This window comes from Paenibacillus sp. NPDC056722 (assembly GCF_042790635.1).
Taxonomy (GTDB): Bacteria; Bacillota; Bacilli; order Paenibacillales; family Paenibacillaceae; genus Paenibacillus_AQ; species Paenibacillus_AQ agri.
Window position 1 is genome coordinate 185,289 of the sequence record NZ_JBHTYV010000010.1, and the last position, 15,266, is coordinate 200,554.

Annotated in this window: 5 protein-coding genes and 1 pseudogene; 4 read left to right on the forward strand and 2 right to left on the reverse strand. The window is 51.3% G+C overall.

The features are described from left to right. The first annotated feature begins 47 nt into the window (after positions 1–47). From ACFRAM_RS21870 to ACFRAM_RS21880, 3 genes are all read left to right on the forward strand, one after another. Complete coding sequence (locus tag ACFRAM_RS21870; RefSeq protein WP_175371346.1) at positions 48–833, forward strand: helix-turn-helix domain-containing protein; 786 nt, start codon at positions 48–50, stop codon at positions 831–833. Between the two features lie 230 nt (positions 834–1,063). Further along, entirely contained in the window at positions 1,064–1,813 is a 750-nt protein-coding gene (gpmA, locus tag ACFRAM_RS21875) for a 2,3-diphosphoglycerate-dependent phosphoglycerate mutase (RefSeq protein ID WP_379468015.1), read from the forward strand. A gap of 520 nt (positions 1,814–2,333) precedes the next feature. Then, complete coding sequence (locus ACFRAM_RS21880; protein WP_379468017.1) at positions 2,334–9,311, forward strand: glycoside hydrolase family 3 C-terminal domain-containing protein; 6,978 nt, start codon at positions 2,334–2,336, stop codon at positions 9,309–9,311. Between the two features lie 155 nt (positions 9,312–9,466). On the opposite strand, the gene asd is transcribed toward ACFRAM_RS21880, so the two are convergent. Next, positions 9,467–10,258 carry an archaetidylserine decarboxylase gene (gene asd, locus ACFRAM_RS21885; RefSeq protein WP_175371343.1) on the reverse strand — a complete coding sequence of 264 codons (792 nt, stop codon included), beginning with the start codon at positions 10,256–10,258 and terminating at the stop codon, positions 9,467–9,469. Positions 10,259–10,362: 104 nt separating this feature from the next. Continuing rightward, complete coding sequence (locus tag ACFRAM_RS21890; protein ID WP_379468023.1) at positions 10,363–11,445, reverse strand: YheC/YheD family endospore coat-associated protein; 1,083 nt, start codon at positions 11,443–11,445, stop codon at positions 10,363–10,365. Positions 11,446–11,640: 195 nt separating this feature from the next. Between ACFRAM_RS21890 and ACFRAM_RS21895 the strand changes: the two are divergent. After that, positions 11,641–15,266: pseudogene (locus tag ACFRAM_RS21895) on the forward strand (hypothetical protein); the annotation flags it as partial.

Sequence of the window (15,266 nt, forward strand, 5' to 3'; positions counted from 1 at the left end):
ATGATGGAAGAAGAACAGCTGCACTAAACTTTCAGGAGGTCACATTTATGCTGCATGCATCGCCGTCCTCTTTTGTCATTCTGCCTGCCCTGGCGAAAATTGTGTGCGAACCAGGTTGGAAATGGCAGAAGCGGGAGAAGCCGTTGCAAAATTATGATTTATTCTATATCTGGAGCGGGGAAGGCACGTTGGAGCGCAACGGGGTTCCTTATGAGATTGGCAAGGGGAGCTGCTTCCTGTTCCGTCCGGGAGACCATACAGTGGCTTCACATAATCCGCAAAAACCGCTCGTGCTTACATACATTCATTTCGATGTAGCTGAAGATGTAACCGAGGTTCCACAGCCTTACCGCGTACTCACGGAGACGGTGGAATTCGAGCATCTGCTCGCCCGTTATGTCCGGCTCTTTCTCGTGCAGACCTTCGCTGCTGAGCAAGAAGGCCAATTGATCCTGAAGCAACTGATGATCCACTTGCTGCGGGAGGATCGGGTCATGCCGGTGGAGCGTCATGTCAGCAACCAGCTCGCCGAGGTGATTCATGAGGTCGCCAACTATGTAAGCCAGCATCCCGGTTTATCGCATCGGGTGGAGGATCTTGCTGCCCGGGCGGGACTGTCGTCGCGGTATTTCTCCATCAAATTCAAGGAGCTTACCGGTTCGTCTGTCCAGTCCTATGTTATCCGTGCCCGAATTGAACGGGCCCAGCATTTGCTGCTGTATGCCGGGATGAACGTTACCGAAGTGGCGGACGCGCTGGGGTACCGTGATATTTTCTTCTTCAGCCGCCAGTTCAAGCAGTATACGGGAAAAAGCCCCTCTGAGATCCGCTGAAGTCGCAGGGCCTGATTATAATTACAATGTATATAATAAAATCACAGAGAACCGGCGCCCATGTGGTGACCGGTTTTTTGTGATGTCATGAATAGCGGGAGTATAATCGTATTATAGAAGCGTATCCTTCGGATGTAACCGGGGTATAAGGTATATAAGTGCGCTTTTGTCAGGGGTGCTACATAAGGACCTTGGGGATGACGATACCAGAGGCTAAAGGAGAGAGAGAAATGTATGAGATTGTGTTAATACGGCATGGTGAGAGTGAATATAATAGGCAGAACCTGTTCACAGGCTGGAGTGACCCCGATCTGACCGAGAAAGGAGTCCAGGAGGCCAAGGAAGCAGGCAAGCTGCTGAGAGAAGCCGGGTATACGTTCGATCTGGCCTTTGCCTCCGTGTTGAAGCGTTCCATTAAGACCCTGCATTATATTCTTGAGGAATTGGATTTGTTATGGCTTCCCGTACAGAAATCCTGGAAGCTGAATGAGCGTCATTACGGGGCGCTGCAAGGGCTCAGCAAGAGTGAAACGGCAGTGAAATACGGCGAGGAGCAGCTTCATATCTGGCGGCGTAGTCTGTCTGTCCGTCCACCGCTTTTGGAGCCGGATGATCCAAGATATCCCCGGACCGATATCCGTTATCAAAATGTCCGGGAGGGCGATATTCCGCGTGGTGAGAGCCTGGAGGATACTGTACATCGGGTCGGTGACTTCTGGGTCAACCGGATTGTACCACTGATTCGCAAGAAGGAGCGGGTTCTGATCTCTGCACATGGCAATACACTGCGGGCGTTGATCAAATATATGGAAGACATTGACGAGGCGACCCTACTGGATTTGAACATCCCTACAGGCGTTCCGCTGGTTTACAAGCTGGACGAGAATGTGAATCCGATCAGTCGGTTCTATCTTGGAGAGCCGGCTGAAGTGCAGGCCAAGGCTCAGGAGGTAGCCAATCAGAGTAAGGTTACAGAGTAATCGAACGAGGTTAACGTGCCAGTCCATACAGGGCTGATCAAGGAAAAAGGGAGTTCTTTAAGCCGGATGATGGCTTTGGAACTCCCTTTTATGCGGTAAAGCGGCACAAAACAAATGATACATGAGGATATTCATGGAACGGATGAGGATTTTCTATGTTAGGATGAAAATTCTGATGCTACTATCAAGATGAGCTAATCAAGCAAAGGGGGAATCAATGAATATTCTCACACTTACAGGTGTTTGGAAGTTATGGTCCGGTTTTCGTTTCAACAAATATAAATCTGTAATATTGGAGGTGATCCCCTGAGATTGTAACCCGTTCTTGAGCAATTCCGAATTCCACGCTAATAGATACAGCAATATCGGAAGTATAATCCCTCTGATTAACAAATAACTCCATATTATATAATAAATGAATGTTCATGTATTTACGTGTCGTTTTTTGCAGACTCCGATCGGGTTCTATTAAAGTGAATCTCTCAAGCTATCCCTTAAACGAAAGGAATGGTGTATAGGAATGAGGAAAAATTGTAACCGCTTACTTAAGATTGTATTCTGCTTTATCCTGCTAGCCTCAATCATAACGCCTGGTACCAGTTCTCCTGCTTTGGCCAAGGTTCTGCCGGGATTGGCGGATGTGTCCAGAGAAGTAGCCGCCGAAGGGATTGTGCTGCTGCAAAATCCGGGGTATAAACCTGCCGGGGCACAAGTGAACGAGAATGAACAAGTGCTTCCGATCAAGAAGAGTGAAAATGTATCGGTGTTTGGCCGCATACAAGCGCATTACTACAAATCCGGCACAGGCTCCGGCGGAGCTGTTCGTGTGGAGTATGTGAATGGCATTCTGGAGGGGCTACGAAATAATCCCAGCCTCAAATTGAATGAAGATCTGGCGAAGATCTATGCGGAGTGGATCAAAACGCACCCCTTTAACAATGGCGGTGGAGGATGGGCAGCCGAGCCGTGGTCTCAGGCGGAAATGCCTTTAACGGATCCTATCGTGGATGCAGCAAAGGCAAAATCTGACGCAGCTGTGGTCATCATCGGCAGAACAGCCGGTGAAGACAAGGATAACACGGACGTCAAAGGCGCCTACCGTCTCACGGATCTTGAAGTCGATATGCTTAACAAGGTGTATGCCAAATTCGATCGGGTTGCGATTGTCTTGAACGTAGCCAACGTTATCGATATGTCATGGGCCAAGAACTATCCCAAAGCTGCTATTGTCTATGCATGGCAGGGGGGAATGGAGGGCGGCAGTGCAGTAGCCGACGTGCTGACCGGAGATGTTACGCCAAGCGGCAAATTGAGTGATACGATTGCAGCTACACTGGCTGACTATCGTTCCACAGCCAATTTTGGCAGCAGAACGGAAAATGCATATGCCGAGGACATTTATGTAGGTTATCGTTATTTTGAGACCTTTGCTCCTGAAAAGGTGCTTTATCCATTTGGATTCGGACTGTCCTATACCAATTTCAAGATTACTACGAATAATGTTAACGTTAGCGACGATGAAGTTGCTGTAAACGTAACTGTGCAGAATACGGGAAAGACCGAAGGTAAGGAAGTTGTGCAGGTGTATTACGGCGCGCCGCAAGGGAAGCTTGGCAAGCCAACCAAGGAACTTGCTGCTTTTGCCAAAACCCGGTTGCTTCAACCTGGGGAATCTCAGTCAATCACGATTACGTACGATACCAAAGATATGGCTTCGTATGATGACAGCGGAATTACAGGTCACGATTCCTCTTATGTTCTGGAGGCCGGTGACTATAACATTTTTGTAGGGAACAGCGTAAGAGACAGCGTGAAGCAAAAGACGTATACATTGCCTCAGTTGAAGGTTGTAGAAGTTTTGCAGGAAGCGCTCGCACCGACTAAGAATTTTGACCGTATTAAACCAGGTGCGCCTAAGGGGGACGGAACCTTTAGTGAAGTTACTGAAAAGGTACCGACACGGAGTAACAACCTGGATGAGAGAATCAAGCAAAACCTCCCTGCGGCCATTCCGCAAACTGGAGACAAGGGCTACACCTTATTGGATGTGTACAATCAAAAAGTTACGATGGACCAGTTTATTGCTCAATTCTCCAACAATGATCTGGGGGCGATTATTCTAGGGGAAGGGATGTCCAGCCCTAAAGTTACTGCCGGTACTGCTGCAGCATTTGGCGGCGTCACCCAAAACCTACTGAAATTCGGGCTTCCGATCGACAGTGCTGCCGACGGCCCATCGGGCATCCGGATGGAGACCAACGCAGAGAGAGCGACCAGTATTCCGAACGGGACGATGCTGGCCTGCACATGGAACACTGAACTGAATGAAAGACTGTTCGACCTGCTCGGCAAAGAAATGCTGATCAATAATATTGACACTTTACTTGGACCAGGGATCAATATCCACAGAAGTCCGCTGAACGGCAGAAACTTCGAGTATTTCTCAGAAGACCCGCTGCTGACAGGCATCATGGCTGCTGCGCAGACAAAAGGCCTTCAGAAGAACGGTACAGCACCGACACTCAAGCATTTCGTGGCTAACAACCAAGAAACAGACAGACACCTTGTCAATGCACTCGTCTCGGAAAGAGCATTGCGTGAGATTTATTTGAAAGGCTATGAAATGGCAATAAAGAGCGGGAAGGCGCGTTCGGTAATGACGTCCTATGGACCGGTCAACGGAACTTGGGCTGCCAGTAACTATGATCTGAATACCACCATCCTGCGTGGAGAATGGGGCTTTGATGGTATTGTCATGACAGACTGGTGGGCAAAGTTGAGCGAAGACCAAGGCTTCTATGCCTCTTCCAACCGTTATGACGAAACGAACGGCAAATCCATGGTTCGCGCGCAAAACGATTTGTACATGGTCATTCCGAATAATAATGCAGAGACTCACAGAAACCGGAATAACAGCACCTTCAATACGATGGCTTCGCTTACGAACGGAAGCCTGACACTGGGCGAATTGCAGCGCTCTGCCAAAAATATTGTGAACTTCCTGATCCAATCTCCAGCTTTTGCAAGAACCGCTAAAGTTGATTATGTCGTCAATTATACACCGGGGAAAGATTGGTTCCGGGTAAGTACGGCCAAAGCCGGAGATCCGCAGCTCTCCGGGATTACAGTAGGCGGCAAGAAGATCAAAATCTTCAATCCGCTGAAACTTGATTACAAAGCGTTTGGTGAGACGGATGAAACCAGCACATATCCGGAAGTTAAGGCTACAGGGATGGCTGGGGTAGACGTAACGGTTCGACAAGCCGACAAAGATCGGCCAGCTGCTGTAATTACAGCTACTGCCGGAGGAGAGAAACGGACTTATAAAGTAATATTCTCATCAGAGGAAGGTCTGGAGCCGATTTTTGAGAATCCTACCTATGCCTATTTGAAGAGTATTTCCGTTGGCGGCAAACCACTCGAAGGGTTCTCGCAGACCCGATTCAGTTACGATGTAGGTCTCACTAACGGGGCTGTGTTGCCTGCAGTTACGTTTGAAACCAACACAGGCATAACAGCGAAGGCCACAGTAGATAACGTTAATAAAAGAGTGACCATCAAAGCTGTAAGTACCGACCAAGCCAACTCCTATGTGATCCAGTTTGGTACGACACCACAGAGCGACGAGTTCGACAGCACCACGTTGAACAGCTTCTGGACCATTAATAAAGAAACTGCTACAAATGTGGAAAATAAAAATAACTGGTCGTTAAGCACGGTTCCCGGATTCTTGAGAATCATTGCTGAAAGAGGCGATTTCTGGAGCGATCATGCCGATCTAAGAAATTACTTCCAGCAAGAAGCCTTTGGTAACTGGGAAGCTACTGTGAAGATTAATATGAGTAAAGCGCCTAATCAGAATTATAACGGCGTGGGTATTACGGCTTCACAGGATAACAACAATTATATTTGGGTGAAGTATGAATTTAGCACCGGCAAAATTATAGGTATGGTCAAAGAAACTGGAGGAACAGCACCTGTAACTATCGGGCAGCTCTCAGCCAGTCAGGTGACCAATGTGTTCGGCGACAAGAAAGAGCTGTATCTGCGCCTCAAAAAAATAGGCAACAGCTACTCCGGTTATGTTAGTGCAGATGGCGTAGAGTATATCTCACTCGGCAGTACAACTGCGAATTATGCCAATCCGAAGTTTGGATTACTGGCTTCCAACGGCAGCCAGGTCCTCACAGAGCCATTTATTGCTGATTTTGACTATGTGAGAATCAAAAGTGATGTGGCTTTGGCAGTGAAGAAAATTGGCAAGAACACCAAACTGAAGGTGGCTGAGACGGAGTTCTCCTCCATTACACCAGTCATCACGCCGGTCACTTGTAACGATGTAGACGGCGGATTATGCTACACCAACACCAATAAAGGTGAAGCGATCTCCTATAAAGTGAATGTGGAGAAGGCAGGCACATACAAAGTCACATCACGTCTTCGTTCCAGTCAGTCCGATGTCGCTCAAATGTCCTTCGGTGTCTATGATGGAGACAAACATCTCGGCACCTTCGATCTGACTACGACCAAGGGCGAATGGAAAACGTTCAGAATTCCGGATGTTCAATTATCTGCCGGCGAGCATAATCTCAGAATTGTCTTTGAGAGCGCTGGTATTGATATCAACTGGCTGACCTTCCAGCTGAAGCAGGATAATGTAGACACATCAGCGCTGGATGCAGCTATCAAAGCTGCACAGAACATTGATATGAATGCGTATACATCCTACAAAAAGCTCAAATTCAATGCTGTGCTAGAAGAAGTGAAGGGTGTTCTTCTGGAGCCGATTAATGACGAGGTTGTTGCAGACGCGATTGCTGTTCTAAATGCGGCTATCGCAGATTTGAATACTTCATCCATGCCGGTCAATCTGGCGCCAAAGGATACTCAAAGCGTGGAGAACGGTACTCGAGTCTACGCGTATAACGCACCATGGATTTATGCAGGCAATACCCAATTCAGATTTGAAGCGGGTACGGATGCCATGAGTTATGTCAATTCCAATGACCTTGTCTACTTTGGGCAGATTGACCTGACCAATCTGGCTGAAATCAGAGTACAGTATGCCCGTGAAGGCGCGTCCGCTCCATCCTTCAAGTTCTATACGGAGGCAGACAACACGGGAAAACCGGTAAAACGATCCACTACACAAGGCAGAGCGTATGCTGATGCCTATAGTGGTGGCGGTTCTTTTGAATACGGAAATGAGTTTGCCAGCATCACTCTGGCTCAAAAGGCAGGCGCTGCCTGGACCGGATATGGCATGGCTAGCACCAAGCAAACGCTGGGCAATGCCAACATTGATCACTATGTAGCAGATGACACTTTCCTGGACAGAAGCAAAGCAACAGGAAAACAAAATGTCTATATGCGATTCAATGGACTGAACGCCAACTTACAGTATATTGAACTCATTTATGCCGAACCGATTGAGGTTACCTTTGATCTCAATTATCCAGAGGCACCGGCAGCAGCCAAAGTAAAGGCGCTTAAGGGAGAAACCTTTGGAACGCTGCCGCAGGCACCGGTTCGTGAAGACTTCCTCTTCGAAGGCTGGTATGACAATAAGGCAGGGGAAGGCAGTGCACTGACATCGCAGACGGTATTGAATGCAAGCACAGTGTTCTACGCTAAATGGAAGGAAGATCTTCAAGCCAAAGAGATTGTCTCGATTGCCCAGCCGCAGCTGCTCAGTGTACCGTTCGGTACTGCAGCAGAGGAACTGAATCTGCCGCCAGAAGTGGAGGCAACACTGGGTAATCATAAGACAGTTAACTTGACTGTACAGTGGGATACCAAGGATTACAACGGTGGCAAGGCAGGGAACTATACCTTGGCGGGAACCTTCGAGCTGCCAGAGGGTGTTCTGAACAGTGCCAATAAAACAGTGGCCATCACTGTGGTCGTACTGCCGGAAGGCACCCACCCGATCAAGATTACTGAAGTAGAGAAGCTGGAGAGCAGAAGCGTTGACTTCGGAACAACCTTTGATAAGCTGGATTTACCATCGTCAGCTAGCGTAACACTGGATACGTATGGTACGAAGGCACTTGCGGTTGAATGGAGCCCAGCGGGCTACAACGGCAATGCAGAGGGAGCGTACACCCTAAGCGGCACATTGGTGCTGGAAGAAGGAATGATCAATCCAAGCGATCTCAAAGCTTCCATTATCGTTAATGTCTTGCCGGAAGTAGTTAAGGTTGCCAAGATTACTGAAGTGCAGGAACTGGAAGGCAAGAGTATTCCGTTTGGAACTGAATTTGCCGGATTGAAGCTGCCATCTTCAGTTACAGCGACATTGGATACTGGCGAGACGAAGGACATCACCGTGAAATGGAGCAGTGAAGGCTACAATGGTCATCAGGAAGGAAGCTATACTTTGAGCGGCACACTGGTGCCAGCTGAGGGAATTATTAATCCAGACGACCTGAAGGCATCTATTACGGTTCATGTCCTGCCGGAAGTCATTAAGCTGGCAGAAATTAAGACTGTTCAAGCATTGGCGAGCAAGAGTGTTGCTTACGGTACTGGCTTTAATAACCTGGAACTGCCAGGAGCAGTATCCGTAACTTTGAATAATGGAGACATTAAGATCGTTTCCGTTCAATGGAACCAAGAGGGGTATAACGGTAATGCAGAAGGAACATACACCCTTACGGGGAATCTGATCCTGCCGGAAGGTGTAGTTAATCCGCAAAGCCTGAAAGCGGAGATTTCTGTAGTCGTCAGACCTAACAGTGGCGGAAGTTCAGGTGGTGATGGCGGTTCGAGCGGAGGCGGGCAGCAGCCTGGCGGGTCGGGCCCAAGCACACCGGTTACTCCATCTGTTCCAGGGGAAATCGTTAAGCCTGGAGAGCAACAACCTCAGTCTCCAGCGACAGGTGAAGGCATCAAGACACCTGAGCAAATCAAGCAAGAATTGAGTCTCAAATTTAAAGATGCTGTGTTGATTCCAAGCTGGGCAGAATCTGCAGTAGCAGCCTTGGCTGAGAAAAAAATTATCGGTGGGCGCACGGACGGAAGCTTTGATCCGAGTGGCCAAGTGAACCGTGCTGAATTCCTGGCTATGGTTGTCAAAAGCTTTGACTTTAGTCTGGGCGACCAACAGAAATCATTCACCGACGTTCTGAGCGGAGCCTGGTATAAAACCTTTGTTGATATCGGAACGTCTAATAATCTGATCAACGGCATCGGTAATGGCCTGTTCGCTCCTAACAAGAGTATCAGCCGTCAAGACCTGTGTGTCATCGCATTCAACGCATTGAAGAAGCTGAATGTGGAGCTGCCGCAAGTGACCGAGCATGACTTCCCGGATGATGCTTCCATTGCGGACTACGCCAAAGAGGCGGTCTATGCCTTCAAAGCACTGGGTATTGTCAATGGCGGCACCGGCGGAAAAATGGACCCGACTGCACCGGCCACAAGAGCGGAAGCAGCTGTGATTATCAAGAACGTACTGGATTACTATACCAGCCTCACAAGCACAACTGTACAATAACCTCTATTTAAAAGGAGCTGGCAGACTGCATTAGTCTGCCGGCTGTCCCAAAACCATCTTCACCTCGCGTAACTAAACAAGGGTATCCCGGCGCCGCTCTTACATGCGGACAGGGATACCCTTGTTTTTCATTGTCATTGTAAAAGAACGCTCTACTACAGTGGGCGATGGAGGCTACCCAGCAGTTCGCCCATTTTCACTTTGGTGTTGACCCGCAGGCCTGGGCGCGGAGAGAAGGTACCGTTCTCAGTGAGCAGCACGACCGTTGACCCAAATTCAAAGTAGGCGAGATCGCCGCCTTTTTCCCACGTAACTACCTTGTCATCCGCGTAGCGGATGCTGCTGACATTCATTGCGCCTACCTTAACTACTGCAGTCTCGCCGTAGTCTCCGGCAATATAGGTAATGAGCCGTTCGTTGCGACTCAGCACCCCTTTCATGTTCCGCATGCCGAATTCATTGACGGGATAGGCCCGTCCACGGATATAATCGCTCTCCACCTTGCGTCCCGCAATCGGAGAATGTATACGGTGATAGTCGGTGGGGCTCAGGTAGAGTACGAAGAAGAACCCCCTTTTGTACAGCTCCAGGTGGGGGGAATGATTCAGCAGTTCCTCCAGTTTATAATCCTGGCCTTTTACATTCATAATAGTGCCGGCCTGTATTTCTCCCATGGCGGTAATCATCGCATCCACAGGGCTTGCCAGCGCGTTGGGCTCCGGTGCAACAGGACGCATGCCAGGCTTCAGCCGTCTGCTGAAGAATTCGTTCAGCGTACGGTATTCTTCGGGATTCTTTTCCGCTTCAGCGGCTGGAATACGATAAGAACGAATAAATGCCGGAATAAAGAAACGGCTGAGTCTGCTATGGGATAAGGCCCCCATCACCTGCGAAAGCCATCTGTGTGAGGACAGCTCGGTCATCAGCCGTAGCAATTGTTTAACCATGCCCATCTCCCTTCCATAATACAGCAGTACGGCCCGGCGAACCCGGACCGTAACCGCTCTGCATTATATTGACATAGAATAGGAGACAAATCAACAACCTTCTACTAAGGCCTGCCATTTTCCAGCAGAAAACGTGCATAGCCCATGGGTCGGCGGTAGCTGTCTTTCCAGGTCTCGGCCAGGCCGGCTTTGCGGAATCCGTAGCGCTGATCGCGCCCGTTGCACTCGATGAAGAACAGGCGTCCGTTCGCAGCGATACCGATATCCAGTCCCACATCGGCCAGCTCCGGAAGGCCCTGTTCCAGCCAACGTGCAACGGCAAGACCAAGAGTGCCAACCGACATGCGAAGATGGGCAGCGGTTTCGCCTGGAAAAGCCTTCTCCAGCGCGACATTGGAACGGAGCGCTTCGCCGCCTCTGGCAATGTTCGAGACGAAGCCGCCGGGGGCGGCCACCTTGGCGAACATGCCGGTGATCTGCCATTCCCCGCCCCAGCCGCGCTGAACGGTGACGCGCAGATCAAAGGGCCGGCGGCCGATGACGGCTAGCGGAATGCGCTCCTGCACCAGATACGGCACGGAGGCCAGATGACTCCGCAGCGCCCGTGGCAGCGCATCTATACTAACAGGAACGCTTACCCAGTGCCGCGATCTGGCAGAGTAGTAAATCCAGGTCCAGTTCCCTGCATTCCGGTGAATCAGGCGCATGACACCTTTGCCGATACTGCCTCGGCAAGGCTTCAAGATGAGATCGGGGAAGCGCTCCATCATAAGCTTCAGCCCGGACAGGCCAAGCGCCGTAGCTGGTAGGAAGTCCCGGAGCTCTGCGCTCTTCCGGAGAAGGGTGTGGATCTCGTCCTTGCCATAACGGTTCCAGGCGTTGAAGACTCTGGGACCATGGCGGAGCAGCCTTTTCATGCCAGAACTGTTCTGATGGTAAATAGCCCGGTTATGAATGACGGTGGGCGTGGGGATGATGGCTCTCCGGTATCCCTGGGTTTCTTTTATATAGGCGGCGCTGAAGCCCGAATCTGTATCGATTTCATCCAGACGCAGGAAGCATGGGACCAGGCCGTACACAGCGGCTGCCTCCTCATAGTTGGAAAGGGATTCCTGTCCCGTTCTCAGCCGGGGAACGCCCCGGTGCATTGCGGCATTAAGCAGTATTCCTACGAGCTGTTGCCCCATGTTCGTTCCTCCTGTTATCTTCAGTCGCTTACGGCAGTATGCTTCTCTCCTTAGTGTATGTTTGTACGTCCTGATCAGGGTGGACGAATGCGCGGCGGCAGACGCCCTTTTTTACGGAGCCAGAAGGGTGTCATTCGCCTACCTCGCTGCATATGATGCCTAGGAGATACATTCGATGGAAGGAGGGGACTGCTTGTGAGGAGAACCCCAAAAAAGCAGCCGCGTTCTGCTAAAAAGAAACCCTATTTCGTAGATAATCCCAACACTGAGGAATTGAGTCTGCTGGATAGAAGCCAAAAAGCTTTTCCAATGAAAGAGAGCCCAGTTAGCTTTACAGAGGCAGATGAAGAGGCGGATGAAGAGGCACAGCAGGCATTACAGATTAGCGCGGTGGGGATGGCGGAAGCAGATGCGGCGGTGGCCGTGCCGAATGTCGTACCTGCCGGAGAGCAGCATCGGGAAGAGAAAGTTCAGAATCAGTTGACTCCACAGAAGGAGCAAGAAGCGGATACAACTGTCTTAAGGCTGGCAGAGAAGGAGCGTCTGCAGCCCGTGTATACAGATGATCTGTCCGATGCATCCGTCACCGGGGCCAAGATTGCTCCCCGCACGATCGATGGTTCCAAGCTCAAGTACGGTATTATTGGCACACCTTGGCTACAGGATTATGCCGTACAGAGTATAAATATTGCGGACAAGGCAGTAACCTCCTCCAAGCTTGCTCACGAAGCTGTTTCGGGTGAGCATTTGGCAGAAGGCAGTGTGACCGGAAGCAAGCTGCTGGACCACTCCATTGGCGCAGAAAAGCTGAAGAATGGCAGCATCGGTCCGGATAAGCTTGCAGACCGCGTAATGGACGGCGGTAAAATTGCCGACCATTCGATAGAGAGCCGTCATTTAAGCCAATTCATTATCACGTCGGATTTGTTGGAAGACGGTGCCGTTACCGGTGACAAAATAGGAAGCGGCAGCATTGCCAGCCGCCATTTGGCTAACGGCAGCATTGACCGCTCGAAGCTGGCGGACGGCGCGGTGGCAGAAGACCAGATTGCCGATGGCGGAATCACGGGTGCCAAGCTGGCCCAAGGTATTATTGAAAGTGGTCATCTCGGCGACAGTGTCATCCTGGCGCAGCATCTGGCGCCGGGTGCCATCGGGCGGGATCAACTAGCCAGCGGGCTGATCGGCAAGGAGCAGCTCCAGTCCGGGATCATCGACAGCAGCCATCTGGTTGATGGCGCCATCGGATCGCGCCAGCTCCGCACGGAAGCGGTGCGGGCGACGCATCTCAGCCCAGACAGCATTGGGGGGGAACACATCGCCGAAGGGGAGATTACCGGCCGTCATCTGGCTGATCGAAGCATTTCTTTCGTGAAGCTGGCAGAGGGGGCCGTCGGTACCGCCCAGCTTGTGGAGCAGGCGGTCACAGCTTCGAAAATTGCGGACCAAAGTGTGCTGGCGCACAAGCTGGCCGATGAAGCCGTGAATACCCGGCACATCGCCAAGTCAGCCGTACGCGGTCCACAACTGGCCGCACAATCTGTATCCTCCGTTCATATCCAGCGGGAGACTGTGGAGCATTCTCATCTGGCAGAGAACGCAGTGGGGCCCGAGCAGATTCAGGAGGAAGCGGTAAAGACCCTCCATCTTAGTTCCGGTGCTGTTACGGGGGGACAGCTCGCAGTGGAAGCTGTGGGTCAAGAGCATCTCCGTCCACTCAGCATTACCTCTGGCAAGCTGGCGGACGGTGCAGTTACCACCTCTAAATTGGCAGCCGGTGCGGTAGGCAGTCATGCCCTCGCCCGGGAAGCGGTCAGCGGGGATCATCTGGCTCAAGGTACGGTAGGGGAGAAGCATTTGTCCGATGACAGTATTAGCGGACGTGTGTTAAAGAGTGCCGCAGTGCAGGCCGAACATTTGGCGCCGGGATCGGTAGAGCGGCGGCATCTTGGGGACAACAGTGTGACAGAGACAGCTCTGCAACCCGGCGCAGTTTCGGGCGACAAGCTGGCCTCCGGTGCAGTGAAGGAGATTCATTTATCCGCAGGGGCGGTTCAGCCGCATCACCTGGCTGATTATGCCGTGACTTCACTTAAGCTCTCGCCGGAGAGTGTATCCACGGATAAACTTGGTGACTTATCGGTCACCTCGATCAAGCTGGCGGACGGTAGCGTGGATTCATCCAAGCTGACGGCGGGTGCCGTTCTTCCCGAGCACTTGTCTCCAGGGGTGATCGGGTCAAGCGCGGTCGCCGACAGTGCCTTACAGGGCAAGCATTTGTCCATCGGAAGTATTGGCGGAACACATATCCGTCCACTTTCTATCGGCAATGGCCATATTATCCCGAACGCCATTTCGTCCATTCAGCTTCAGAATGGAAGCATCGACGGCACGAAGCTGGCGAAGAGTTCGGTGAATGCTGGTCACCTGGCTGCGGATAGTGTGGGGGAAGGTCATCTGGGCTCCGGTGCGGTCAAAGGCCGCCATATCGAGCTTGGTGAGATTACACTACAGCATTTAGCCGAGGAAGTGCGGACAGCAGAACTACTGCCAGATGGAAGTATTACCGGAGAGAAGCTCGCCGACAGCGTCATCGGTCCCCTTCATCTCACACCCGAGAGTGTGTATGGTGAGCATATAGCCGGGAATACCGTAGAAGGCCATCATATCGTGTATGGAAGTATCACGCTGGAGCATCTTGCACAAGAAACGCGGACAGCTAAGCTGTTACCCGATGGCAGTATTACCGGAGCGAAGTTGGCGGAAGGTTCGGTGGACACGGTCCATCTTACACCGGATAGTATAAAGGGTCAGCACTTGGACGATCAGTCGGTAGAAAACCGTCACATCCGCCCCGGCAGTATCACCATGGATCATCTGGCGGAGGAAGTGCGGACCTCCGAGCTGTTGCCCGATGGCAGCATTACCGGAGAAAAGCTGGCAAAAGGCTCTGTAGGCTCCTTCCACCTTACACCTGGCAGTGTATATGGCGAGCATTTAGCCGGGGAGATGGTAGAAGGCCATCACATCCGTCCCGGCAGCATTACACTGGAGCATTTGGACGGAGAAGTACGGACTGCCGATCTTCTGCCTGACGGCAGTATCACCGGGGTAAAGCTTGCGCAGGATGCAGTAGGTTCCCTTCATCTTGCTCCGGGCAGTGTTTATGGAGAGCATTTAGCCGGAGAGATGGTAGAGGGTCGTCACATCATACCTGGCAGTATCTCCATGCAGCATCTGGCAGAAGAAGTGCGAACGGCTGAGCTTTTCCCAGACGGCAGCATTACTGGTATCAAGCTGGCGGGCAGCTCCGTAGGCTCCACCCAATTAGCGCTGGGTAGTGTATACGGTGAGCATTTGGCAGCAGAGACGGTCGATAGCCGTCACATCATACCTGGCTGCATTAACCTGTCACATCTGGCTGAAGAGGTACGGTCAGCTGAACTGTTGGTGGACGGAAGTATTACTGGTGCCAAGCTGGCGGAAAGCTCTGTAGACTCGCTTCATCTAGCCCCGGGCAGTGTAAATGGGAAGCATATCGCAGATGAGACGGTCGATAGCCGCCACATCCTCCCAAGCAGCATTACTCTCGCCCATCTGGCTGAAGAGGTGCGTACAGCCGAACTGTTGGTGGACGGAAGTATTACCGGTGCCAAGCTGGCGGAAAACTCTGTAGAATCGCTTCATCTAGCCCCGGGCAGTGTAAATGGAGAGCATATCGCAGACGAGACGGTCGATAGCCGCCACATCCTCCCAAGCAGCATTACTCTCGCCCATCTGGCTGAAGAGGTGCGTACAGCCGAACTGTTGGTGGACGGAAG

Excerpts from the sequence above, each read along its gene's own strand:
- ACFRAM_RS21870 (WP_175371346.1), top strand. The coding sequence starts at position 48 with ATGCTGCATGCATCGCCGTCCTCTTTTGTCATTCTGCCTGCCCTGGCG.
- gpmA (WP_379468015.1), top strand. The coding sequence starts at position 1,064 with ATGTATGAGATTGTGTTAATACGGCATGGTGAGAGTGAATATAATAGG.
- ACFRAM_RS21880 (WP_379468017.1), top strand. The coding sequence starts at position 2,334 with ATGAGGAAAAATTGTAACCGCTTACTTAAGATTGTATTCTGCTTTATC.
- asd (WP_175371343.1), bottom strand. The coding sequence starts at position 10,258 with ATGGTTAAACAATTGCTACGGCTGATGACCGAGCTGTCCTCACACAGA.
- ACFRAM_RS21890 (WP_379468023.1), bottom strand. The coding sequence starts at position 11,445 with ATGGGGCAACAGCTCGTAGGAATACTGCTTAATGCCGCAATGCACCGG.